The organism is Schwartzia succinivorans DSM 10502 (assembly GCF_900129225.1).
Taxonomy (GTDB): domain Bacteria; phylum Bacillota; class Negativicutes; order Selenomonadales; family Selenomonadaceae; genus Schwartzia; species Schwartzia succinivorans.
The window spans coordinates 166240-188479 of the sequence record NZ_FQUG01000003.1 but is presented as its reverse complement, the minus strand read 5'-3'; the positions used below and the strand labels follow the sequence as shown (position 1 = coordinate 188479).

At 47.1% G+C, this 22240-nt stretch carries 30 protein-coding genes; 5 read left to right on the top strand and 25 right to left on the bottom strand.

Annotated elements, in window-relative coordinates; all coding sequences use genetic code 11:
• Positions 1 to 40: 40 nt before the first annotated feature.
• From pyrR to BUA83_RS03740, 18 genes are all read right to left on the bottom strand, one after another.
• Positions 41 to 592 carry a bifunctional pyr operon transcriptional regulator/uracil phosphoribosyltransferase PyrR gene (pyrR, locus tag BUA83_RS03825; RefSeq protein WP_072934874.1) on the bottom strand — a complete coding sequence of 184 codons (552 nt, stop codon included), beginning with the start codon at positions 590 to 592 and terminating at the stop codon, positions 41 to 43.
• Positions 593 to 693: 101 nt separating this feature from the next.
• Complete coding sequence (locus BUA83_RS03820) at positions 694 to 1614, bottom strand: RluA family pseudouridine synthase (protein ID WP_072934873.1); 921 nt, start codon at positions 1612 to 1614, stop codon at positions 694 to 696.
• Positions 1614 to 2063: a signal peptidase II gene (lspA, locus tag BUA83_RS03815; protein WP_072934872.1), complete on the bottom strand. Its 450-nt coding sequence runs from the start codon at positions 2061 to 2063 to the stop codon at positions 1614 to 1616. The genes BUA83_RS03820 and lspA overlap by 1 nt, the downstream gene beginning before the upstream one ends.
• Before the next feature lie 17 nt (positions 2064 to 2080).
• Positions 2081 to 2755 carry a DivIVA domain-containing protein gene (locus BUA83_RS03810; protein ID WP_072934871.1) on the bottom strand — a complete coding sequence of 225 codons (675 nt, stop codon included), beginning with the start codon at positions 2753 to 2755 and terminating at the stop codon, positions 2081 to 2083.
• A gap of 13 nt (positions 2756 to 2768) precedes the next feature.
• Positions 2769 to 3557, bottom strand: coding sequence for a YlmH family RNA-binding protein (locus BUA83_RS03805; protein WP_072934870.1), 789 nt, complete (start codon positions 3555 to 3557; stop codon positions 2769 to 2771).
• Complete coding sequence (gene proC / locus BUA83_RS03800; RefSeq protein ID WP_072934869.1) at positions 3554 to 4369, bottom strand: pyrroline-5-carboxylate reductase; 816 nt, start codon at positions 4367 to 4369, stop codon at positions 3554 to 3556. The genes BUA83_RS03805 and proC overlap by 4 nt, the downstream gene beginning before the upstream one ends.
• A gap of 33 nt (positions 4370 to 4402) precedes the next feature.
• Positions 4403 to 4873: a cell division protein SepF gene (locus tag BUA83_RS03795; protein ID WP_072935073.1), complete on the bottom strand. Its 471-nt coding sequence runs from the start codon at positions 4871 to 4873 to the stop codon at positions 4403 to 4405.
• A 130-nt stretch (positions 4874 to 5003) separates the two neighbouring features.
• A complete protein-coding gene (locus BUA83_RS03790) occupies positions 5004 to 5696 on the bottom strand; it encodes a YggS family pyridoxal phosphate-dependent enzyme (RefSeq protein ID WP_072934868.1) in 693 nt (230 codons plus the stop codon).
• A 34-nt stretch (positions 5697 to 5730) separates the two neighbouring features.
• On the bottom strand, positions 5731 to 6546 hold the full coding sequence (gene pgeF, locus BUA83_RS03785) for a peptidoglycan editing factor PgeF (RefSeq protein ID WP_072934867.1): 816 nt from the start codon (positions 6544 to 6546) through the stop codon (positions 5731 to 5733).
• Positions 6547 to 6549: 3 nt separating this feature from the next.
• The gene (locus BUA83_RS03780; protein WP_072934866.1) at positions 6550 to 8289 is read right to left on the bottom strand and encodes a TIGR03960 family B12-binding radical SAM protein; all 1740 of its coding nucleotides are present in this window, start codon (positions 8287 to 8289) and stop codon (positions 6550 to 6552) included.
• Between the two features lie 21 nt (positions 8290 to 8310).
• A complete protein-coding gene (nrdR, locus tag BUA83_RS03775) occupies positions 8311 to 8775 on the bottom strand; it encodes a transcriptional regulator NrdR (RefSeq protein WP_072934865.1) in 465 nt (154 codons plus the stop codon).
• A gap of 20 nt (positions 8776 to 8795) precedes the next feature.
• Positions 8796 to 10625, bottom strand: coding sequence for a YgiQ family radical SAM protein (locus tag BUA83_RS03770; protein WP_072934864.1), 1830 nt, complete (start codon positions 10623 to 10625; stop codon positions 8796 to 8798).
• Between the two features lie 36 nt (positions 10626 to 10661).
• Entirely contained in the window at positions 10662 to 11528 is an 867-nt protein-coding gene (locus BUA83_RS03765) for a helix-turn-helix domain-containing protein (protein ID WP_072934863.1), read from the bottom strand.
• A gap of 191 nt (positions 11529 to 11719) precedes the next feature.
• Positions 11720 to 12880, bottom strand: a complete 1161-nt coding sequence (locus BUA83_RS03760; RefSeq protein WP_072934862.1) for a cysteine desulfurase family protein — start codon at positions 12878 to 12880, stop codon at positions 11720 to 11722.
• Positions 12880 to 13332 (bottom strand): dUTP diphosphatase, encoded by a 453-nt coding sequence (gene dut, locus BUA83_RS03755; RefSeq protein WP_072935072.1) that lies wholly within the window; start codon positions 13330 to 13332, stop codon positions 12880 to 12882. The genes BUA83_RS03760 and dut overlap by 1 nt, the downstream gene beginning before the upstream one ends.
• A gap of 66 nt (positions 13333 to 13398) precedes the next feature.
• Entirely contained in the window at positions 13399 to 13656 is a 258-nt protein-coding gene (hfq, locus tag BUA83_RS03750) for an RNA chaperone Hfq (RefSeq protein WP_072934861.1), read from the bottom strand.
• A gap of 13 nt (positions 13657 to 13669) precedes the next feature.
• Positions 13670 to 14641: a tRNA (adenosine(37)-N6)-dimethylallyltransferase MiaA gene (gene miaA / locus BUA83_RS03745; RefSeq protein WP_072934860.1), complete on the bottom strand. Its 972-nt coding sequence runs from the start codon at positions 14639 to 14641 to the stop codon at positions 13670 to 13672.
• Positions 14638 to 15315, bottom strand: coding sequence for a metal-dependent hydrolase (locus tag BUA83_RS03740; protein ID WP_072934859.1), 678 nt, complete (start codon positions 15313 to 15315; stop codon positions 14638 to 14640). Before BUA83_RS03740 ends, miaA begins: the two co-directional genes overlap by 4 nt.
• 143 nt (positions 15316 to 15458) lie before the next feature.
• Between BUA83_RS03740 and BUA83_RS03735 the strand changes: the two genes are divergently transcribed.
• Positions 15459 to 16202 (top strand): thiamine diphosphokinase, encoded by a 744-nt coding sequence (locus BUA83_RS03735; protein ID WP_094756446.1) that lies wholly within the window; start codon positions 15459 to 15461, stop codon positions 16200 to 16202.
• Here BUA83_RS03735 and BUA83_RS03730 read toward each other — a convergent pair.
• A complete protein-coding gene (locus BUA83_RS03730) occupies positions 16172 to 16993 on the bottom strand; it encodes a TrmH family RNA methyltransferase (RefSeq protein WP_072934857.1) in 822 nt (273 codons plus the stop codon). The two genes, BUA83_RS03735 and BUA83_RS03730, sit on opposite strands and share 31 nt — an antisense overlap.
• A 108-nt stretch (positions 16994 to 17101) precedes the next feature.
• Here BUA83_RS03730 and BUA83_RS03725 point away from each other — a divergent pair, with 108 nt between their 5' ends.
• Genes BUA83_RS03725 through BUA83_RS03710 form a run of 4 tightly spaced genes read left to right on the top strand, consistent with a single transcriptional unit; the run spans position 17102 to position 19392 of the window.
• Positions 17102 to 17353 (top strand): hypothetical protein, encoded by a 252-nt coding sequence (locus tag BUA83_RS03725; RefSeq protein ID WP_072934856.1) that lies wholly within the window; start codon positions 17102 to 17104, stop codon positions 17351 to 17353.
• A 31-nt stretch (positions 17354 to 17384) separates the two neighbouring features.
• Positions 17385 to 18836, top strand: a complete 1452-nt coding sequence (locus tag BUA83_RS03720; protein WP_072934855.1) for a histidine kinase dimerization/phospho-acceptor domain-containing protein — start codon at positions 17385 to 17387, stop codon at positions 18834 to 18836.
• Positions 18808 to 18960, top strand: a complete 153-nt coding sequence (locus BUA83_RS12590; RefSeq protein WP_159430463.1) for a response regulator — start codon at positions 18808 to 18810, stop codon at positions 18958 to 18960. The genes BUA83_RS03720 and BUA83_RS12590 overlap by 29 nt, the downstream gene beginning before the upstream one ends.
• A gap of 24 nt (positions 18961 to 18984) precedes the next feature.
• Positions 18985 to 19392 (top strand): response regulator, encoded by a 408-nt coding sequence (locus BUA83_RS03710; protein WP_072934853.1) that lies wholly within the window; start codon positions 18985 to 18987, stop codon positions 19390 to 19392.
• A 57-nt stretch (positions 19393 to 19449) separates the two neighbouring features.
• Here the strand turns inward: BUA83_RS03710 and BUA83_RS03705 are convergent, their stop codons facing one another.
• Genes BUA83_RS03705 through BUA83_RS03680 form a run of 6 tightly spaced genes read right to left on the bottom strand, consistent with a single transcriptional unit; the run spans position 19450 to position 22190 of the window.
• Positions 19450 to 19881 (bottom strand): carboxymuconolactone decarboxylase family protein, encoded by a 432-nt coding sequence (locus BUA83_RS03705; protein WP_072934852.1) that lies wholly within the window; start codon positions 19879 to 19881, stop codon positions 19450 to 19452.
• Between the two features lie 20 nt (positions 19882 to 19901).
• Positions 19902 to 20297, bottom strand: a complete 396-nt coding sequence (locus tag BUA83_RS03700; RefSeq protein ID WP_072934851.1) for a putative quinol monooxygenase — start codon at positions 20295 to 20297, stop codon at positions 19902 to 19904.
• Positions 20294 to 20719, bottom strand: coding sequence for a cupin domain-containing protein (locus tag BUA83_RS03695; RefSeq protein WP_407695180.1), 426 nt, complete (start codon positions 20717 to 20719; stop codon positions 20294 to 20296). The genes BUA83_RS03700 and BUA83_RS03695 overlap by 4 nt, the downstream gene beginning before the upstream one ends.
• An 8-nt stretch (positions 20720 to 20727) precedes the next feature.
• The gene (locus BUA83_RS03690) at positions 20728 to 21402 is read right to left on the bottom strand and encodes a flavodoxin family protein (protein WP_094756444.1); all 675 of its coding nucleotides are present in this window, start codon (positions 21400 to 21402) and stop codon (positions 20728 to 20730) included.
• 9 nt (positions 21403 to 21411) lie between these two features.
• Complete coding sequence (locus tag BUA83_RS03685) at positions 21412 to 21951, bottom strand: cupin domain-containing protein (RefSeq protein WP_072934849.1); 540 nt, start codon at positions 21949 to 21951, stop codon at positions 21412 to 21414.
• A complete protein-coding gene (locus tag BUA83_RS03680) occupies positions 21948 to 22190 on the bottom strand; it encodes a hypothetical protein (RefSeq protein WP_072934848.1) in 243 nt (80 codons plus the stop codon). Before BUA83_RS03680 ends, BUA83_RS03685 begins: the two co-directional genes overlap by 4 nt.
• Positions 22191 to 22240 lie beyond the last annotated feature (50 nt).

Genomic DNA, 22240 nt, shown 5'->3' with positions numbered 1-22240 from the left:
CCCGAAGCATTTCGAAGACGTGAGCTTTTCTTATTTCTTTTTACTGTTTAATTTCCTTCAGCATGACCTTATCTTCACCGTCAAGCTCCTGCAGTGCAACGCTGACAGTCTCATGAGCTGACGTTGGTACATTTTTACCGACGTAATCTGCGCGTATCGGAAGCTCGCGATGACCGCGGTCAATCAGCACCGCAAGCTGTATGATATGCGGACGTCCCATATCAATCAACGCGTCAAGGGCTGCGCGTATTGTACGTCCCGTATAAAGCACATCATCAGTCAAAACAATTGTCTTTCCGCTTATATCCGTCGGCATCTGTGTCGGTCTCACAAGCGGCTGATAGGCCATAGACGAAAGATCATCACGGTAGAGAGTAATATCCAGCACTCCGACCTGCGGTCGTTTGCCTTCAATCTTTTCTATTTCATCAGCAACACGCTCAGCTATAGGCACACCACGCGTGCGAATGCCCACCAGCATCAGCTCATCTATCCCCTTGTTTTTCTCAACAATCTCATGGGAAATACGTGTGAGTGCACGGCGGATGGCATCCCCATCCATCAGCACTGTCTTGTCGATAAGTTCCGTCATGCTCTTCCACTCCTATCAGTTATTTTTTATCCGATGCCAATAGGTGCTAAGGCTCCCGCCTCTAAGGTGGGGGATAGCACCTATAAAGCCCTGAATAAGTCTCACTTTATCCCCTGCCGCTTTCTCAGCGAATCAATAATACGCTGCATATCCTCAGGTACAGGAGCCTCAAAGGTCATTTCCTTTTTTGATACCGGATGTTCAAAGGTAAGCGACTTCGAGTGAAGTGCCTGCCCTTCTATTGCAAACGGACATTTTTTCGGTCCGTATTTAGGATCTCCGAGGACGGGATGACCTATGAATGCCATGTGCACGCGAATCTGATGTGTACGGCCTGTAAGAAGCCGACACTCTACGAGAGTATAGTCCCCATATCGTTCAAGTACCTTAAACTTGGTAGTAGCATCCTTTCCGTTGTGCAGCACGACTGCCATCTTTTGGCGGTCCTTTTGGCTTCTGCCAATAGCACCATGAATCGTTCCGCTCTCTTCTGCAATATTTCCGCAGACAACTGCCAAGTATACCCTGTGAGCACTTTTTACGCGTATCTGCTCCGCCAAATCTACATGCGCCGCATCATTTTTCGCCGCTATCATGACACCGGACGTATCCTTATCAAGACGATGGACAATTCCCGGACGAACCGCACCGTTAATCCCGGAAAGATCCTCACAATGATGCAAAAGCGCATTAACCAGGGTACCGTTGTAAACTCCCGCTGCAGGATGAACAACCATACCGCGTGCTTTGTTTACAACAATAACATCATGATCCTCGTATAAAATATCCAGAGGAATATCCTCCGGCAGCACATCTACCGATACGGGATCCGGCAGAGTAAAGGAAACAGTGTCCCCTTCCTTCAGCTTCGTTCTGCTTTTTTCTGCTTTTCCGTTTACCAGCGCGCCGCCGCTCTCGATAACCTTTTGTATATGAGAGCGTGAAAGCTCGGGCTGCTTTTCGGAAAGGAAAACATCCAGCCGTGTACCTGTCGTTTCCGCAGTATATTCAAAACGCTCCATCAGGCCTGATGTGCCTCCTTCCATTCATCCATAAGCATAGCGTACAGAATAGCTCCGACTCCGACGCAGATGGCGATATCAGCCGTGTTAAATACCGGCCAGACTCTAAAATCAAAAAAATCAATGACCTTTCCAAGCCAGATACGGTCAATCAAATTGGAAGCCGCACCGCCAAGAAGAAGAGACGACCCGTAGTAAATCCACGCACTTTCCTTTTCCAGCCGCTTAAAAAAGAACACACCGGCTCCTATAATCAAAACTCCGGCAATTATAAATATCCAACGCTGCTCGGCAAGTATACCGAAGGCAGCCCCGGGATTTTGTATGTATGTGATATGAAAAATGCCAGGCAGGACAGGAACTGAATGTCCCAGCTCCATAGATGCCATGACAAAAAATTTAACTGCCTGATCAAGAATAATCAGTAATGCTACAATCAGCCAAAACACGTTGTTTCGTGCCCCTCTTATTTATTACCGTCCTCATGGCTTTGCTGCTCACGCCGCTGCTCAGCGAGCACTCTGGCGTCACGCTCCACCGGTCCGTCGGGATTTGTATTTTTCATATGATAATGATGCTGCCAAGGCAGCGGTTTTACTCCGCTGTCCTTATCCAGCTCTTCCTTTATTTCCTCAGAAATCTCATCAAGAGAGCCTACGGCCTCCCTTACACCGTCTTCCTCAAGAAGCTCAAGCTCGGTACGGAGAAGGGACTTTATCTTTATAAGGAACTGCCTTTGACGCTGCAATACAGCATCGTATTTTTCTTCCTCGCGGCGCACATTCTCACGCACCGAAATCTGCTGCTCAGAAAGCTCCATCTGTGCCTGAAGCTTCATATTCTCGCATTCCTTTGCAGCATTATCACGTATCTCATCAGCCCGCTGCTTCGCGTTCTCTATTATCTCTTCCGAGGTTTTCTTCGCCACAAGAAGCGTATCCTGAAGATTCTTTTCCAGCTCCTGATACTGCTCAATCCTCTTTGCATTAAGCTCGAGCTCATCCTTCATCTGCTGATTTTCACGAAACAGTGTTTCGTAATCATTCACAATCCGATCAAGAAAATCATCAACCTCTTCTACATCATAACCGCGAAATTCCTTTTTGAATTCCTGATTATGAATATCGGACGGTGTAATCATGCATCATACCTCCTCAAATATAGCGCTTCAGCGATATACCCACACGGCCTTTTTTTGTTTTACCGCGTACTTCGACGACCTCAACACGTCCACGGCCGCGCAGCGAAAGGATATCACCTTCCCCCACAGTCACCGAGGCATTTTTCACAGACTGCCAGTTGAGCTTCAGTTTATCAGCCTCTATGTCTGCCGCGGCACGGCTGCGTGACATACCGAAGCCTGCAGCCGCAATGGAATCTACTCTAAGCGATGCCACCGTCGCAGTTATTTCCTTAGTGCGTTCCTCTCTCGGCGCTATGGCCGAAAGCTCATCAGCCTCACAGTGAACCGCTGCAGCCCCAATTTGCGTAAGATTAGACAAAAGATAGTCCGCCATCTGCTTCGTCGTCAAAATCCTCGCCGTTCCGGAAGCTACAAGAATATCTCCCAGTGTATCGCGCTCGATCCCCAGCCCCATCAATGCGCCAAGCACATCACGATGTGTAAGATAGCAAAAATCACTTTTCCATTCTGCTTTTATTACCGCTATATCAAAGGAAGGCCTGCCGCCAAAGGCATCGTGAGTAAACATTGCCCTCTGCCGCTCTGCCCCCTGATAGCCGCCATCATACTGCACAGTAAGACCGTCATAGCTGGCGGCTACAGTCTCGGCAATTTCAACTCCGTAGGGATCCAGAAAAGGAGTCAGACGAAACTTCTGTGTGCGCATTGCCTGCTCCGCAAGGTCAACAAGCTGGACTGAAACAGCTTCTCCTTCTGTCCCCTTATAATAACGTAAAATCCGTTCACGTGCTGTTGTCATTTTAATTTCCCCAGCTCTTCAGAACGGCGGGTTGCAGCCATAACCGCATCAATAAGAGCCCCGCGTACCCCCTGCTGCTCCATAACACGTACACCTGCAATAGTCGTTCCTGCAGGAGAAGTGACCGCATCCCGCAAAGCATCAGGATGCTTTCCTGTCTCAAGTACCATTTTTGCGGCACCCAAAAGAGTCTGTGCCGCCATGATTCGTGCATAATCACGTGGAAGCCCTGCCATAACACCGCCGTCTGACAATGCATCAATCATCAAAAAAGCATACGCAGGACCGCTGCCGGAAAGACCTGTAACAGCATCCATCAAAGACTCTGCAACCTTGACTGCTTTTCCGCAGGAAGAAAAAATTTCCTCAGCAGTCGTATCCTTTACAGCCTCTGCCGCATCATTAAATGTATAAGCGGACATGCCCTCTCCAACCGAAAGAGGCGTATTAGGCATAACCCTGACTATAGGATGTCCCGGGAAAGCTTTCTCAAGACGCGCCAACGGTACACCGGCCACGATAGAAATAATCCTCGCGTCAGACTTCACCTTAGACGCGATTTCATCAAGCGCGGCATCCAAAGCCTGCGGCTTTACAGCCAGCAGAACCGCATCAACATTTCCGATAAATGAATCAGCAGAAGTTGACGCAGAAACTCCGTACATGTCATGCAGTTCATCACAGCGCTCCTGACGACGCTCCGAAACAAAAATCTCCGTGGGATTTTTCTTTATACGGTTCACCATGCCGTCCAAAATCGCGCCAGCCATCATTCCGCCACCGATAAATCCGATAGACTGTACCTTCTCCATAGAAATTTCCCCCTGTTTGATTGATATATGGAGTTACTTCTTCATCCAGGACATGTCCATAGGATTACTGCGGTCCTGAGAATAATCAACATTCACGTTGCTCGGTGCACAGAGGAAAACATTTTTTCCTACTTTCTTTATATCACCGGAAATAGCATAGGTAGTTCCACTGATAAAATCAATTATGCGCTTTGCTTCATCGGCATCGGTCTTTTCGAAGTTGATGAGAACAGGACGCTTTTCCTTCAGTGCGTTTGCTACCTGCTGCACGTCATCAAAGGAACGCGGCTCAATAACTATGACCTTCATTCTCGTCGTGCGGCCGATACCTGCAGCAGCCTCCTGAATATTTACAACATTGTCCGGATGTGAAGACTGCTGTTTTTTCGGTGCGTCGTATACCTTCTCCTCGACTTCCTCCTCAGCACGCTCAATTTCCCTGAGCTCTTCATTCTCCGGGTCTACGAGTCCAATCTTTCCACACATTTTATCAATGAATTTTATCCCCATGTTAATTCCTCCTCTGCTCACGTATTCTTTATTTTTGCTCTTAATTTTTTACTTTCATGACTATCCTATTATTATAACTTATATATCTGAAATTTTCCAAAACAAATACTTGTTTTTGCATCCATCAATACTGCCTTGGTCCGAAAATCGCTGTTCCTATCCGAACAAGATTAGAACCCTCTTCAATGGCTATCTGATAGTCGTGAGTCATTCCCATGGAAAGCCACTTCATCTCAGAATTCATAAGCGGAAACATCTGAAGCTTATCAAATATCCCGCGCATCTCCCGAAACAGCGGGCGGCATTCCTCAACATTTTCATAATTGGGGGCAATGCACATCAGTCCCATGAGATGCACATGCTTCATCTGGTCAGCCTTTTGAAGCAGGAACGGCAAATCCTCCTTATAAATACCAAATTTGCTTTCTTCCTTTGCCAGATTGACCTGAATCAGGATATTCTGCACCTTATGAATCTTTCCTGCAGCCGTATCCACTGCATCCAGCAAATGCTCACTGTCAACCGAATGGATAAGGTCAAAATTTTTGACTGCCTGCTTTACCTTGTTGGTCTGCAGGTGGCCTATGAGGTGCCATGTAACATCACGGTCCAGCTTTTCATGCTTTTCTACTGCTTCCTGAACACGGTTTTCCCCAACAACGGTGACTCCGGCATCAATAGCCTCGCGCATCGCTTCCACATCATGATTTTTGGTAACCGCAACAAGCTGTACAGGATCATCCTTAAAGATACCCGTGCGCTTTGCCATACTTTCTTCGATATTCTTCTTCACCGTTTCCAAATGCTCAGCAATCATTTGAAAGCCCCCTGTATATTATAAGTTTGAAAAATCATTCCAAAGAAATCAGTGCCGCTATACGGCCCGTTGTTCCACCTGCTGCCCTGTATGAATAAAACACCTCTGCATTGTGCTGCGTGCAGGTCTCAGCGCTGTCTATATTTTCTTCACGAATGCCTGCATACAGAAGCTGCAGACGGTTCGCAGCCCATAAATCCAGGTGAATTTTCTCACCATCTTTAACCAGTATTTCACTCGCGTCATCCGGATACGCCGTGCGGAATTTTTCCGCAACCTCTTCTCCGACTTCATAGCAGGAAGGTCCGATTGCAGGTCCGATTGCCGCGATAACATTTTCAGGTCTCGAACCATATGACTCCTGCATTGCCCTGAGAGTTTTCCCGGCTATACCAAGGTAAGTCCCCTTCCAGCCTCCATGTGCGGCAGCGATAACCATGTTGACCGGGTCAAAGAAAAGCAGCGGCGTGCAGTCGGCATAACAGAGCATGAGTGAAATCCCCCTGACATTTGTCATAAGAGCATCTGTACCCTTGATTGAATCATCATAGGAAAGGCTTCCTCTGCCTGCGTCCTTCTCTGTCACGCGGAAAATTTTATCTCCATGAACCTGCTCAGGTGTTGTAAGCCCTGAAAAAGAAACTCCCACAGCCCTGCAAAACAGCTTACGGTTCTCTATTACATCCGCAGCCTCATCACCAACATGAAGCGCAAGGTTAAGAGAATCATACGGAGCTTTGCTGACGCCCCCGAAGCGCGTCGATACAGCATGTATAAGTCCAGGCTTTTTAAGCTTTGTAAACTGTCCCGTCCATATGGAATCAGCGCTTTTCGAAAGATAAAACGACAATATCTATTCCTCCGTTCTGCCGCAGACACCGCATCGCTGACAACCGTCAAAGCACGGCACAGTATCCTTCAGCGCTTTTGCGCGTTCCCACTCACTCCAAAGATATTCCTCTTTGAGTCCCATATCGAGACTGCTCCACGGCAAACATTCCTCACGGCTGCGTGTACGATGCAGATAAAAATCCGCATCAAGCCCGCATTCCTTCATTGCGCGCAAAAAAGCTTTAGCCCCGCCTGCCTCATGCGCTTTGTAAAGAACCTTTGCAATACGACGGTCTCCCCGTGCCAATACCCCCTGCACCAGAGCCGACTTCGGCGGCTCAGAAATCATATCTATTCCTTTATGCCCGGCAATTCCCTGCCGCAGGCGCTTCAATGCTGCCTCTATTGTTTTCTTGTCAGCCATAGGAGACCACTGGAATGGTGTAAAAGGCTTAGGAATGAAAGGATTAACGCTTAATGTCAGCGTAGTTTTTTTATCCTTCTGCTCCAAGTAATCCTTCATCCTTAAAGTGAGGTCAGCTATGGCGTCAATATCCTCTGCAGTCTCCATAGGCAGACCAATCATTATATAGAGCCTGTAATGGCGGATTCCTGCATCAAGACCAAGGTCAAGCGTATGAAAAAGATGCTCCTCTGTTATCCCCTTATTTATGACACTGCGCATGCGCGGACTTCCTGCTTCCGGTGCAAGAGTCAATGTACGCATACCACTCTTTACGAGAGAATCCACCAAAACAGCCGTCACCGAATCAGCACGGAAGGAGGCTACAGACATAGTATTTCCTGTACTTATTATACCCTCACACAAAGCATCTATCTCAGGATAATCGGATATAGCAGCTCCCATGAGTCCGAAACGCTTTCCGTATTTTTCCCCGTCCCTGAATTCCTCCTGCAGAACCTCAAGTGAACGGTTTCTCGGGCGGCGGAAGCAATATCCTGCCATGCAGAAGCGGCAGTGTCTCCCACAGCCGCGTGCAGTCTCCACCAGGTACAGATTAAATTCCGTATCATCCGTTACAACGACAGTATGCGCCGGATACTCATCAAGATTTTTCACCCACTGACGGTGAACCTTTTCCGGCGCGTCTTCAAGCGGAGTAATCGAAACGAGAGTCCCATCCTCTGAAAAATTATGCTCGTAAAGCGAGGGGACATATACCCCGTCAACCTCCGCAAGCCTTTTGAGAAGCTCCTTTTTCCCTGCTCCGTCCGCTTTTGCAGCATAGTAGGCATCCATAAAATGCTGCATTATTTCTTCGCCTTCCCCTATAATAAACGCATCAACAAAATCTGATAACGGCTCAGGGTTGAAGGTTGCACAGGGGCCTCCCGCAATGACCAGCGGAGAAGAATCCCCTCGCTCCGAAGCCAAAAGCGGTACACGCCCGACAGAAAGAATATCCATCAGGTTAAAATAATCCATCTCGAAGGAAACAGCAAAAGCAATCAGTGAAAATTCCGCCAACGGCGTCTGTGTTTCAAGACTCATAAGCGGAGTATTTGTTCTCCTGTACTCATCAAGCTCCTTTTTCTCCGGCAGGAAAAAACGTTCACAGGCCGTATCGTTTCTTCGATTCATCAAATCATATATAATATGAATTCCAAGATTTGACATCCCGACAAAATACGAATTGGGATACACCAGCGCCATTCGTTCACGCTGCCCCGCAGGGAAAATATAACAGCCCTTCTCTTTTTCCAACTGAGCTTTAAGCTTTGCCGCAAGCTTCCAAGACAAACCATTTACCTCCTGTGAATATTACTTTTCTCTTTTTTCACGAAGAAGCTCCTCCAGCTCCTCCTTAAACATGCTTATATCCGCAAATTTACGATAAACCGATGCAAAACGTATATATGCTACCTCATCAAAATTCTTGAGCTTTTCCATTACAAGCTCACCAATGGATTTCGTTGTTATTTCACGCTCCATTGTGTTGCGCAGCTCGCGCTCGATTTCATCCGCAAGAGCTACAATCCTGTCTGTAGGAATATCCCTCTTATCGCAGGAACGTATGAGTCCCTTCAAAAGCTTGTCTCTGTCAAACTGAACTCGGCGTCCGTCATGTTTAATAACCATCAAAGGTGTTTTCTCAACAACCTCGTAGGTGGTAAAGCGGCGGCCGCACTTCGAACACTCCCTGCGGCGGCGGATAGAATTTCCGTCGTCTGCCGATCTGGAATCAATAACACGACTGTCTTCTTCTTTGCAAAATGGACAACGCATAATTACACCCTCATCCTTCTTTATCTCCGCTTTCGCGGCTTATTTTTTTCCTGCCCAGCCGTTTTCTCGGGATGAACAAGACATTTTTTATCAAAACCAATCAAATCCGTACGGTGAGCCAGCCGCAGAGCCTCCCTGACAAGCGGCCGGTTTCCCGGTATCCAGTACTGCATAAGCGCACGCTGCATACGTTTTTCTTGAGGATTTTTTGCAGTATATACAGCCTCCCCAGTCAGCGGATGAATCCCTGAATAGTACATCGCCGTAGAAAGTGTCCCCGGTGTCGGAATGAAATCCTGCACCTGCTCAGGACGATATCCGAGATCACGTATAAATTCCGCAAGCTCAATAGCATCCTCAAGCCTTGCACCCGGATGGCTGGACATGAAATAAGGAACAAGATACTGCTTCTTTCCCAGCCGTTCATTCATGGCTTTGAACCGCTGAACGAATTTTCTGTACACCTCTTTGTTTGATTTTCCCATCAGCCGTGTAACACGGTCTGAAATATGCTCAGGCGCGATTTTAAGCTGACCGCTGATATGATATTTGCAAAGCTCCTCAAGAAAAGAATCCTTTACAAGCATAAGATAGTCAAACCTGATACCTGAACGTATGAATACCTTTTTGACCTTAGGAAGCTTTCTAAGCTCCCGTAAAAGGCTCAGATAATCGCTGTGGTCGGCAACAATATTTTTACACGGTGTAGGCGAAAGACATTCCTTGCCTCGGCATGTTCCCCTCTGAAGCTGTTCATCACAGCTCGGCCGTCTGAAATTAGCCGTCGGTCCGCCCACATCATGAATATATCCCTTAAAATCCGGAAGCTCCGTAAGAAGCTTGGCCTCGCGGAGGATTGACGCATGACTTCTTCTTTGAATTATACGTCCCTGATGCGAAACAATCGCACAGAAATTGCAGCCTCCAAAGCATCCGCGCTGACTTACAAGACTGAATTTAACTTCCTTGATAGCAGGAACTCCGCCTGCCTTTTCGTACATTGGATGATACGTTCTTTGATAGGGAAGGTCATATATTTCATCCATTTCCTCTTCCGTCAATGGCATTGCAGGAGGATTCTGGACGACACATGCCTCACCGTTCCGCTGCACAAGCTTTTTCCCCCTGATAGCATCCTGCTCAAGATAAATATCCGCGAAAGCATCGGCAAAAGCTTTTTTGTCAACAGCAACCGTTTCAAAATCAGGCAGCTTCACGTAGTCATATACATAATCAAAATCCGGAACACGGTAACACGTCCCTGCAACATCCTGTATATTTTCTACAGCAACCCCCTGATGAAGGTCAGATGCAATCTCAAGAATCTGCTTTTCACCCATACCGTAGACCAGAAGATCTGCCTGGCTGTCCATCAGTACAGATCTTCTTACACGGTTTGTCCAATAATCATAGTGTGCAAACCGCCTGAGGCTCGCCTCAATACCTCCAATGATAACAGGAACGCCCGGCCATATCTCACGCAGCTTGTTCGTATATACGATAACAGCGCGTTCGGGACGGCAGCCCGATTTTCCCCCCGGTGAATACGCATCCTCGTGACGTGTCTTTTTCGCTGCGGTAAACTTATTGAGCAGCGAATCCATATTACCGCTTGATACCAAAAAAGCCAGCCGAGGCCGGCCAAGGCGACGGAAATCCTCCTCGCCCCGCCAGTCCGGCTGTGCAATAATTCCAACCTTGTATCCGTGTTTTTCCAAAAGCCGGCAGATAATCGCCGGGCCAAAGCTTGGATGGTCAACGTATGCATCGCCTGATACAAAAATAAAATCAAGCTCATCCCATCCGCGGTTCTCCATATCCTGCCTTGTCATCGGCAAAAAAGGATTCATATCTCTTCCTCATTCTCCGCACAAATCCCGTACGGCTTATTTAATCTCTGTCATTTTATCCTTAGTGAAGCTGCGCTCAACAACCTCACCGACATTGCCAAGCTTTCCTATTGGCCTGCCGTTGAAGGTAACCTCAGCCACTCCGGCATTTCCAAGAGTAACATTCACCTTGTCTTTTCCGCTCCAGTTAAGTGTCTTGTTCGGCTCTGCCGTTCCTTCAAAGAGCACTTTTCCGTCAGCTTCCACCAACGTCCAGCAGCGGTCAGTAAATCTCATAGAAACCTGAACTGTCCCGTTCGCATTCGGGACAGTAGTACCGGGAGCCGCAACTCCCGAAGGCGCAGGAACCGCCTGCTTGTTATCATTCTTTGTACCATTAGACTGTGCAGGATTAGACTGCGTGTTAGACGATGCAGGCTTCTGAGTCTGAGTTGTCTTTTTATCCTGTTTTGCCTGCTGTGTTGCAGCAGGCTTCTGCGTCGGCTTCGCAGCAGGGTCTTCACCGAAGAAGTAATATATACTTCCAACGAATGCCAAAATAATGACAGCTACGGTAATCAATATATTCTGTCCACGATGTGACTTTTCAACTCGCTCCTTGAAATCTGAACCCGTATCGAACATAGAATGAGGCTGTTCATTCTTAACCTCTTTTACAGGAGCTGCAGCCTCAATCCCGTGAAGCTCTTCACGAAATTCCTGAACAAGATTGTCCGCGTTAAGCCCAAGAAAATCCGCATAGTTGCGGATAAAGCCCTTTACATATACCTCTCCCGGGAGAGAATCATAATCGCCTTTTTCAATCGCATCTATATATGTCGCACGAATGCTTGTTTCATTTTCAATATCTTTAACTGTAAGCCCGCGTTTTTCGCGTGCGGCCCGCAGAGTACTTCCAACCATTTCTTAAGCGTCCTCCTGTCTTTTTTTCACTGCATATATATCAACCATAAAGAATTCATCAAGAATATGCATTCATGCCGCAGAAATAACCCTCTGAAACGAAACAGAACTGATTACTTACCTTTCAGCACAATACACCTTTTTAATTATACATGATGAATCATATAAAAACAAATATTCACATGTATTTTTCATGTATTTTCGGGCTTCGATGCCAATCGGATTTCCCTGACAGATTTCTTCAATTCCTCAAAAAAATCATGAAGCTCTTTTTTCGTTGTATACCGTCCGATTGTAATACGCACCGAGCTTTTTGCCTCGGCCTCGGATAATCCCATAGCTGTGAGTACATGGCTGGGTTCAACTGCTCCTGCGCTGCAGGCGCTTCCTGCCGACACAGCAAAGCCTGCGATATCGAGACGAATCAAAAGAGACTCCGAGGATATTCCGTCAAACCGCAGATTGATATTTCCCGGAAGACGTCCTTCTCCTGATGCGCCGTTCAAATGACAGCCTTCGATGGCTTCTGCCGCGCAGGAAATAAACTCATCACGCAAAGAAGCAAGCCGTCTGTTCTCGTCATCCATTTCATGAAGTGCCATCACTGATGCCGCGCCAAGCCCCACGATACCCGGAACATTTTCTGTTCCTCCCCGAAGCCCGCGCTCCTGTCCTCCGCCGTAAACAAGCGGTTTAATGTCTACTCCCTTTCGTACATAAAGCGCACCGATTCCCTTCGGACCATACAGCTTATGTCCTGACAAAGACAATGCGTCGACACCAAGAGCATGCACATCTATAGGAATATGTCCCGCAGCCTGCACCGCATCTGTATGAAAAAGCACTCCCCGCGCGTGTGCAATTTCAGAAAGCTCCGCGACAGGCTGTATCGTTCCGACTTCATTATTTGCCATCATGATACTAACAAGAACCGTATCATCACGAAGAGCATTTCTTAGCGAATCTGCTGAAACAAAACCGTACCTGTCAACCGGCAGAACAGTCACATCAAACCCCTGCGACCTCATATAATCCACTGTATGAAGAACCGCATGATGTTCTATCTCACTAGTAATAACATGATGTCCCTTTTCCGCGTTTGCAGCAGCTATTCCCAAGAGCGCCCAGTTGTCGCTCTCACTTCCTCCGCTGGTGAAAAATATTTCCTCAGACGATGCCCCCAAAAGCTCGGCAATTTCGCCACGAGCCTTTAATACTGCCTGCTTTGTCTGCCGTCCGAAGGAATATACACTGGAAGGATTCCCAAAGCATTCCGTAAAAAAAGGCTGCATCGCCGTCAAAACCTTTGAATCAGTAGGCGTTGTAGCCGCATAGTCCAAATAAACAGCCATCAGAGCGCCCCCGTCGAACCCATACCGCCGCGCCGCTTAGCTCCACGGCCTGCCTCATCGCCATCAACAGTCAGATAGGAATAAAAAATTCCCTGTGCCACGCGCATACCTTTTTCAACAGGCACAGGCTCATCGCCGTGATTGTAAAGCGCAATCATGATATGCCCTTCGTTATCGTCATTATTATAATAATCCGCATCAATAATGCCCTCATCATTAATGCAGGAAATTTTCTTCTTTATTGAAAAGCCTGAACGAACATGGATTCCAAGATATTCATCAGGCTGCATGTACGCCTTAATACCCGTCGGAACGAGAGTTACCTCATGCGGTGCAAGCACTGTATCCTCTGCTGCTTCTATATCGTAGCCGGCACTTGAAGCAGTCTTTCGCGCCGGGATATGTATTCCCTTATCCGCGTAAGAGCTTACTACCTCAAATCCTCTTTTCATCTGTTTCCCTCCATACAAAAGGAGCTGCAAGCCGGAAAGGGCTCCGCAGCTCCCGAACATCTCAAATTAATTTTCCTTTGCTCCGTCCTTCTTCGCGAACTCAAATCCGCTTTCGAGCGCTCTTGCCGGTGTAATCGTAGAAATCGCATGCTTATATACCAGCTGCTGCTTACCCATGGACTCAAGAATTACCGTAAAATTATCAAAACCGCGTACAGTTCCCTTGAGCTGGAATCCATTCACCAGATGAATGCTGACTCCTACATCCTCTTTACGTACCTGATTCAGGAAGCTGTCCTGAAGATTCAATATCTTCGCCGCCATATTTAATCGCCCCTCATAAAGAATTCATATTTAATATTATTCGCTTTTCCGCGAAAAATTCCTCTATTTTCGGTAAAATTTCCTGCAAAAGCTCCTCAGTAGTCTTTCTGTCCGCTTCAAACCAATGAATATACGGCATTTTACGATACCACGTCAGCTGACGCTTTGCAAAATGACGAGTCGCCTTTTTTATTTCATATACCGCTTCATCAAGACTGCATTCTCCGTCAAGATACGCCGCAGTCTCCTTATAACCGATTCCCTTCATTGCCTGTGACGTTCTCGAAACTCCCGCAGCCATGAGCTGCCTGACCTCATTTACAAGGCCCTGCTCCATCATAAGGTCAACACGGCGGTTTATCCTCTCATAAAGAACAGCACGCTCCCAACGAAGCCCAATCACAAAAGCATCATAAAGAAGACGTCCTTCCTCTTTCTTTTGAGAAATCTTTTCCCTGCCCAAATGCCAGACCTCAAGAGCACGTACCACACGGCGGAAATCATTTACATGAAGACGTGCCGCAGTTTCAGGATCTACCTTTTCAAGCATTGCATGAACGTATTCCTTTCCATGCTCCTCAGCCAGTCTTTCCAACGACACCCTGTACTCATCATCACCTGAAAATGAATTGAAATCATAGCCCTCAAGAAGCGCCTTGGCATACAGCCCGGTTCCTCCCGCGAGCACAGGGATAAGCCCCTTCTCATTAAGCCCGGTAATTATTTTTGATGCTTCCGTCTGAAAATCTGTCACATTGAACTCTGCATCAGGCGGCAGAATATCCAAAAGCCAATGCCTTATGCCGCATCGTTCTGCCTCATCCGGCTTTGCACTGCCGATATCAAAGCCCCGATAGACCAGCATGGAATCACCTGAAATAATCTCCGTCCCAAGTCTTTTGGCGAGCGCAACTGAAAGAGCCGTCTTACCCGACGCCGTAGGACCGAGAACAGCAATCAGCCTTTCCCTTTTGAATTCAGTCATTTAAGCTCTATTGACTGCCCCGGCTCAACGATATGAACAGTCGCGCGCGTCGTCTCCTCAGTCATGAGCTTATACTGTACGGCATCCTGTTCTATGACCGGCCATGTATTGTAATGAATAGGAATGACATTAACTGCATTAAGCCACTGCGCGGCCTTGGCAGAATCCTCCATTCCCATCGTATAATTATCGCCAATCGGAAGAAGCGCGTAATCTATTGAATCCTTACGTCCGATGAGCTTCATATCACCGAACAGAGCAGTATCCCCGGCGAAATAAACAGTCTGACCGCCAATCTGAATAACAAAGCCGCAAGCTGTACCGCCTGCAACCCCGGAGCTGTGCAAAGCAAGAGTCATGCGAACCTTGCCAAAAGGGAGCTTAACGGAGCCGCCAAGATTCATTCCATGAGCCTTTATATTCCCGGCCTTCTCCTGACATACTCCGATTACCTCAGGAATCGCGACTATAGTTGCTCCGGTACGTGCCGCAATTTCCGGTGCATCCCCAAGATGATCAGCATGCGCATGAGACACAAGAATATAGTCACATTCGACGTCCTCAGCCTTTATTGCCGCCTTCGGATTACCCGTGAGAAACGGATCCGTAAGTACTTTATATTTTCCGTCATCAAGCAAAACACAGGAATGACCGTAATACGTGTACGTCAGCATAAAAACTGCCCCCTTTAAATTTATGAATTTACCTGCATTTTCATATATTGTGTTTATTATAATGCAATTGTTCAAGTTTTGCTATAGGCAAAACATTCCTCTTTGCGTTTCATGACCTATGATTGTACAATGAAGAAAACACTATGAAGGAAGCAGATAACATGGAAAACGAAGCAAATAAAAATTCAGTATCGCTGCCGCAGATACAATTTTCATTATCCGCGCCTGAAGGAAAAGAATTTCTTCTTGCCGCAGGAGGCCGCCCACCTGAAAAAACATGGCTTCGCCGTGCCGCTGAGCATCGTACTCTCTGGGCAATAGACCGTGGGCTCGAAAGCTTTTTTGCGGCCGGACTCGTACCTGAGCAGCTGATTGGCGACGGAGACAGTGCTTCCCCCGAAGCATGGAAAAAAGCCCTTTCCATCTGTATTCCTGTCGAACGCTTCCCTTCTGAAAAGGATTACACTGACACAGACCTTGCCCTGAAAAAAATAAAAGCGGACAATCCATCAGCTTTTATCATTCTGACAGGCGGCTTCGGCGGCCGCTTCGACCATGCCTTCACCACCATGTATTCTCTTTTAAGCTCAGGTCTGTCAGGCTGTCTAGCCGATGAAAAAGAATGTCTTATCCTTCTTAACGGCTCTTCCTCCGTAGAAGCACACTGCCTAAAAAGACCGAAGGCAGTTTCGCTGCTCCCTCTCTCACCTATGGTACGCGGCGTTTCATTTTCAGGAGTCCGCTGGCCTCTTGATAACACTTCCATATCACAAGACCGCACTCTCACAGTCAGCAATCGGCTTGCCGATGATTCAGACGGCTGCCGTCTGAGTTTTTCCGAAGGAAGTCTTGGCCTTTATTTTGTATGGGACGAGGCCTCACTCTGATACCTCTGGCGAAATGCTTCATAAAGCACAACAGCCGCCGCTGATGCGACATTTAACGACTCAGCCTGCCCACGCATGGGTATATAAACGTGCTCCGCAGAATCCAGAAGCTCCTTTGATGCACCGTTTCCCTCATTTCCGAAAACAATCGCACAGGCTCCCTTATAGTCTGCATTAAAATGCGGCTGAGCTTTTTCATCAAGAGCTGTTACAAAACAGCGTATCTTATTTTCTTCCGCATACTTCAGAAAATCCTCCCGCTTGATTCCGTCGATAACAGGAAGATGAAAATGCGAGCCCATTGCAGAACGGACGGTTTTATCCGAGAAAAGATCAACGCTTCCCTGCAGCGCAACGACAGCATCAGCTCCAACTGCATCCGCCGTCCGTAGAATCGTTCCTGCGTTCCCCGGGTCCTGTACTCCGTCAAGAACAACCAAAAATGATTTTCCGCAATTGACGCTATCAAGTTCTGCCTTTTCCCTACGCATAACCAAAAGCAGCCCCTGCGGTTCCTCTGTCGCTGCCGCCTTCCTGTAGAGCTTATCAGACACCACGTACACAGGGCTGCCCTTTCCTTCGAGAGTTTCCAAAATCTTCTTCACTCTATCCTTCGAAGCTGCCTCTTCCGTAACAAAAGCAAACACACAGCTCCAAGCAGACTGAGCCGCCATCTCCGCAAGACGGATTCCCTCAGCAACAAATTCCCCTGTTTTTTCCCTGTTCTTTTTCAAATGAAGTGATGCCGCATGTTTTATTTTGGCATTTGACATACTTTCGATTTTTTCCATAAGTTTCTATCCTGCCATTTAATTTTTTATATTATATTATAACGCCTTAATCCCAAATAGCGTTATAATTATAGTAAAAATCAGCTTATATTAACGTGAGGCGGTATCGTGAAACAGGCTGCATACTCAACAAAAAATGAAAACGAATTCAAAGATATTCTTGCAAAAATTAAAACCTCTGATGAATATTCCACAGCATCAAGCGTTCTTCTGCATGTAAAAACAAATATGCTGACACGCAGTGAAGCAGAAGATATTCTCGAAAAAATGCATGCTGCCCTTCCGGACGCAAATATAGTCGGCCTTTCTGCAGTGGAGCTGCGCGGCAAAAAAAGGAAAAGAAAAATCCATACAGATTGACACATGCTTTTTTGAAAACGCACAAGTCGAAGTGCGTGAATACGGTGCAAATGAAGATTTAAGGGCACTTGGAAAACAGCTTTCTGCTGAGCTTTCCTCCCGCAGTGACATAAAAGGAATTGAAGTCTATCATGGCGGCAGCTCAGTTGAAATAGAGGATTTTCTTGAAGAAGCCTCCAAGGGCAATGAGAATATTCCATTTTTCGGTTCAGAGATGCAGACTACTGATTTCGAAAGGTACGATGACAAATCCTGCCGTAATTTCTTTAAGGAAATGGCTGTAGGAATCGGCAACCTTTTCATAATGAATCAAACTGTACAGGAAATCGGGCTGGTTCTTGTCCTCTATTCCGGAGACGACCTGCACGTCAGAGCGGATGCGGTTTTCGGCTGGAAAACTCTCGGCCGGGAGCTGACAGTAAACGATACCGAGGACGAGTTTATCGTCTCAACAATCAATGATATGCCTGCAACTGAAATCTACCACAAGTACCTGCAGGTACTTCCTGACGAATATTTTCTTTTTAATATCTGCGAATTCCCACTGGTTCTAAAGCGCGGTGACCGTCTGATTCCGAAGATTTCGCCAATGCACGACAGCAATAACCGTCTTTACTTTACTGGTCATATCAAGAAGGGAGACAGCTTCAAACTGACCTACGGCAATTCCTCCAATATCCTTTATAATACATGGCTTGCCAGTGAAGACATGCGACTGTTCGGGCCTGAGTTTGTCCATCTGATTCCCTGTGCCAACCGTACACTTTTCCTAAAGGAGCATGCACGCTACGAAATAGCTATGTATGAACGTTTTAGCCATACAGCAGTCTTCGGCGGTAACGGAGAGCTTTATCATTTTAACGGCTATGGCGGCGTAATGAACAGCACACTTATTGCTGTCGGCATGCGTGAAGGCACAGCAAAAATAGCAGAACCCACCGACTGTCCTTTGAAGGCCTCAGTCGGGCAGGCTCATTTCGTGCCTTTGGCAGACCGCCTTGCCGCATTCGTCGACACTGCAACCATGGAGCTTGAAGAAGAAACCATCAAAGCTCAGACGGCAAACGCCGCAAAATCCAACTTCCTGTCAAACATGTCCCATGAAATCCGCACTCCGATAAATGCCATCATGGGCATGGACGAAATGATTCTGCGCGAAACCGACAATCCTGCTATCAGGGAATACGCAGAAAACATACGCACAGCCGGCACAAGTCTTTTAAGTCTCGTCAATGACATACTTGATTTCTCAAAAATCGAGGCAGGAAAACTGGAAATAATCCCCGTTGAATACGCATTGAGCTCTGTATTAAACGACCTTACCAATATGATACGACTCAGAGCTGAGAAAAAAGGGCTCACTCTTTCAGTCGAAGCATCGTCGGAGCTTCCCACATTGCTGTACGGTGACGAAATACGCATTAAACAGGAACCTCACAGTAATAAAAGGACTTTTGAAAGCGACACAGGTAAACCTGGATGAAGCCGAAAGCGGTCAGGAAGCACTGGCTCTGACCAATAAGAACGTCTACGACGTAATTTTCCTCGACCACAGAATGCCCGGCATGGACGGTGTTGAAACGCTGGCAGCCATACGTGCACAGTAAGACGGTAAAAACAGGCAAACCCCTGTGATATGTCTTACCGCCAACGCAGTTTCAGGCGCGAGAGAGTGGTATCTCGACAGAGGCTTTAACGACTATCTCACAAAGCCCGTAACAGGTCATGACCTTGAGGAAATGCTTGTTAAATACCTGCCACACGAAAAAGTAAGTCTTACAGGCGCATGCACATTTAACTTTGAAAGCGGGGACTCACTGCCTGAATGGCTGCTTTCTTCCAGCGAGTCAGGACATGTACTTGATACAAAAACAGGTCTCAAATACTGCGGCTCCGCTGCTGATTATCTTGAGGCACTGCGTTTGTTCCAGAAATCAGCAGACCAAAAGGCCGATGAAATCGAGCAGTTTTTCAAAGAAAAGGATTGGAAAAATTTCACAACCAATCCAAAAAGGAAACCTTCCCCCCGGTTCATATAACTTATTTTATAAAATACAGACAGAAAAGCCAACCTTACCGATTCAGCAGTACCTTCATCAAGGAGCCGCATATACTTCCTTTGCCATATTGAAGGCAGCCCATGCTTTCGGCCATCCGGCATAAAAACCAAGCTGCGTTATTATCTCAGCCATCTCATCCTTCGTTACACCGTTTTTCTTTGCTGATTCAATATGATATTTAAGCGAACTGTCAATAACACCTGAAGCCACAAGAGCGGATACAGTCACAATGCTCCTGTCATGCAGTGAAAGCACATCATTTTTTGACCAAACCTCGCCAAAAAGAATATCGTCGTTGTACCTTGCAAAATCAGGTGCAAAATCTCCAAGCTTATCGCGGCCCGCCGTCTGCACTACCTTGACTGCTTCCTTCTTTTCCGTCATTTCCGCTGCCTCCGTAATCATCAAATTTGTTGTCAAAAGCATACCCGCTGCCAGTGCCCCGGCAATCCATTTTTTCGCGTTCATATACCGTTCCCTACTATATCTCATTGAAAACCTTTTGTACTCAAAACAATATGTGCCGGACGATTTTCTACTTCATGTGCAGAAATAAAAATCGACGAGAGCTTAGGCAGAAAAGCCTTATACTCAGAGGACTCAACGTATTTCTTATATGCATCTGCATCTCTATAAATTTCCATTGTATGGATTATATTTGGTGCATCATGCTCTGCAGTCACAAAAAAGCCCTCTTCCGCTGCTGCGTCTATTCCAAGACGCTTAAGCCCCTCAGAATAAGGAGGCAGAATAGCATGAGAGTGAAAATCCACCCGTCTTCCCTTAACAAAATCTGTATTTGCTGCCGACACAGACGAAACCCGGCCAAATAATGCCGCTGCTGCCGCAGCTCCTGTTAACCTTAAAAAATCACGTCGTTTCATATCAATGCCTCATACGCGGCTGCGTCAACCGGTTCACACCATTCATTCGATGTACCTTCTCCGGGTACCTCTATTGCCAGATGCTGGAAAGCGGAGTCCTTTGCCGCGCCATGCCAATGCTTAACCTCTGCCGGAATATGTACAATATCTCCGGCCTTCAGCGCCTGTGCAGGCTTTCCCCATTCCTGATACCAGCCGCGTCCTGCTGTAACAAGAAGCATCTGCCCTCCACCTTTTTTGGCATGGTGAATATGCCAATGATTACGGCATCCCGGCTCAAAGGACACATTGCCGACAACGACCTGCTCCAGGGAAAGCATATTCAAATAGCTTGTACCGTCAAAAAACTGTGCATACTGCGTATTTTCTCCACCTATTGGAAACACACTTTTTTCCTTAAGCTCCTTTAAATCCACGACCATGCACTCCCTTACAAATTTGCGCCAATCTTTTGTGCCATTGCACCAAACTCAGAGCTCTCAACCAAAGAACGCGAACCGCAGCCGACTCCCAGTACCTGTCCTGCATCTGTCCAGTTCATATAACGCAACAACGTATTATAATGAGCCGCCAGTGCTTCAAAAGTCCAGTCCGCGCTGTTATATGCCGTAGCAATAAGCATTGACTTCTTCCCTGTCAGCTTTCCTGTACGCGAATAAAAACGATCTACCACAGTTTTGAGCTGTGCCGACATACCGTAATAATAAAGCGGAGTAGTAAGCACCAGCATATCCGCTTCCAGCATCTTCGGCATCAGCTTCGTCTCAATTGCATCCTTGAAAACGCACGGGCCATCCATACCACATTTATCACAGCCCCGGCAAGGATGCGTTTCCTCATTTGCTGCATCAAAGACAAACACATCATGGCCCGCACTCTTGGCGCCATCCATGAACCGTTCTGCGAGATAAATAGATGTGGACTCGTTTTTCGGATGCGGACTTGATGTAACTACCACAATCTTCATTTGCTTTCCTCCTGATATACTGCCCTTTTCAGGCACCACAGCTTTCTTTTCCACAGTTGCAGCAGCCAGGCCGCAGCCGCTCAAAAAGAGCGTCAGCGCACCCATACCGCTTATCTTCAAAAACTCCCGCCGATTCATCAAATCACCTTATTTCAGTTTCGCCAGCTCTGTGTCACTTACAGGCTCCAGCCACTCCGTAGAAACACCCTCGCCGTTCATCATGATGGAAAGATGCTGCATCATATTGTTCGGGCCTGCACCATGCCAATGCTTCGTTCCCTCCGGAATCGTCACAACCGTTCCCGGAAGAATTTCTTTCGGCTCCTCGCCCCAAATCTGGTAATAGCCGCGGCCGGACTCACCAACGAGAATCTGGCATGTACCATGATGGATGTGCCAATGATTGATTGTTCCCTTCGTGAACGTCACATTTGCAACACCAATCTTGTCGTTTGCAAGGGGCGCCAGGAAAGTCTTTCCGGTGAAATACTTATCATAGTTGACATTCGGATTACCGATTTCAAAAATCGTTCCTGCTTCTTTTCCAAGCTCAGCACGTACTTCCTCTACCGCAGGATATCCCTCCGCAGCTGCTGCCGCATCAGCAGAAGCTCCGAAGGTCGTAAGCCCTACCGCAAAAGCACCTGCCATCATTGCCATCTTCATTTTCTTTGTCCAGTTTTTCATATTCTTTTCCTTCCTTTCTTTACATTACCGTTTTCCTTTTCAGTCTGCCATATCAAATAATCAACCTGATCCAATACCTGCTGCCGTCTGTGCAGCTCGTCAATAATCCGTCCACGCTGCCCGTGAAGCATCCTCATCCGCGCCGCCTCAGTCCCGGAGTTCCTTGACAACTCCAAATAGTGCCTGACATCGGCTTCAGAAAAACCTGCTTTCTCCAGAAGCGCAGACAATCCATCCATTACTATTTCAATCACCTCACAACAAAAATGGACAAAGCCATCTTTTGACC

Excerpts from the sequence above, each read along its gene's own strand:
- BUA83_RS03705 (WP_072934852.1), bottom strand. The coding sequence starts at position 19,881 with ATGAACGCGAAAAAATGGATTGCCGGGGCACTGGCAGCGGGTATGCTT.
- miaA (WP_072934860.1), bottom strand. The coding sequence starts at position 14,641 with ATGACTGAATTCAAAAGGGAAAGGCTGATTGCTGTTCTCGGTCCTACG.
- BUA83_RS03760 (WP_072934862.1), bottom strand. The coding sequence starts at position 12,880 with ATGGCTGTTTATTTGGACTATGCGGCTACAACGCCTACTGATTCAAAG.
- hfq (WP_072934861.1), bottom strand. The coding sequence starts at position 13,656 with ATGGCGGCGAAGATATTGAATCTTCAGGACAGCTTCCTGAATCAGGTA.
- BUA83_RS03730 (WP_072934857.1), bottom strand. The coding sequence starts at position 16,993 with ATGGAAAAAATCGAAAGTATGTCAAATGCCAAAATAAAACATGCGGCA.
- BUA83_RS03820 (WP_072934873.1), bottom strand. The coding sequence starts at position 1,614 with ATGGAGCGTTTTGAATATACTGCGGAAACGACAGGTACACGGCTGGAT.
- nrdR (WP_072934865.1), bottom strand. The coding sequence starts at position 8,775 with ATGCGTTGTCCATTTTGCAAAGAAGAAGACAGTCGTGTTATTGATTCC.
- BUA83_RS03810 (WP_072934871.1), bottom strand. The coding sequence starts at position 2,755 with ATGATTACACCGTCCGATATTCATAATCAGGAATTCAAAAAGGAATTT.
- pyrR (WP_072934874.1), bottom strand. The coding sequence starts at position 592 with ATGACGGAACTTATCGACAAGACAGTGCTGATGGATGGGGATGCCATC.
- dut (WP_072935072.1), bottom strand. The coding sequence starts at position 13,332 with ATGAAAAGAGGATTTGAGGTAGTAAGCTCTTACGCGGATAAGGGAATA.
- BUA83_RS03805 (WP_072934870.1), bottom strand. The coding sequence starts at position 3,557 with ATGACAACAGCACGTGAACGGATTTTACGTTATTATAAGGGGACAGAA.
- BUA83_RS03680 (WP_072934848.1), bottom strand. The coding sequence starts at position 22,190 with ATGGATGGATTGTCTGCGCTTCTGGAGAAAGCAGGTTTTTCTGAAGCC.
- BUA83_RS03740 (WP_072934859.1), bottom strand. The coding sequence starts at position 15,315 with ATGCTGACGTACACGTATTACGGTCATTCCTGTGTTTTGCTTGATGAC.
- proC (WP_072934869.1), bottom strand. The coding sequence starts at position 4,369 with ATGGAGAAGGTACAGTCTATCGGATTTATCGGTGGCGGAATGATGGCT.
- BUA83_RS03735 (WP_094756446.1), top strand. The coding sequence starts at position 15,459 with ATGAAGGAAGCAGATAACATGGAAAACGAAGCAAATAAAAATTCAGTA.
- BUA83_RS03770 (WP_072934864.1), bottom strand. The coding sequence starts at position 10,625 with ATGAATCCTTTTTTGCCGATGACAAGGCAGGATATGGAGAACCGCGGA.
- BUA83_RS03695 (WP_407695180.1), bottom strand. The coding sequence starts at position 20,719 with ATGGTCGTGGATTTAAAGGAGCTTAAGGAAAAAAGTGTGTTTCCAATA.
- BUA83_RS03765 (WP_072934863.1), bottom strand. The coding sequence starts at position 11,528 with ATGGTTGGAAGTACTCTGCGGGCCGCACGCGAAAAACGCGGGCTTACA.
- BUA83_RS03690 (WP_094756444.1), bottom strand. The coding sequence starts at position 21,402 with ATGAATCGGCGGGAGTTTTTGAAGATAAGCGGTATGGGTGCGCTGACG.
- BUA83_RS03700 (WP_072934851.1), bottom strand. The coding sequence starts at position 20,297 with ATGAAACGACGTGATTTTTTAAGGTTAACAGGAGCTGCGGCAGCAGCG.
- BUA83_RS03685 (WP_072934849.1), bottom strand. The coding sequence starts at position 21,951 with ATGAAAAACTGGACAAAGAAAATGAAGATGGCAATGATGGCAGGTGCT.
- BUA83_RS03790 (WP_072934868.1), bottom strand. The coding sequence starts at position 5,696 with ATGATTGCTGAGCATTTGGAAACGGTGAAGAAGAATATCGAAGAAAGT.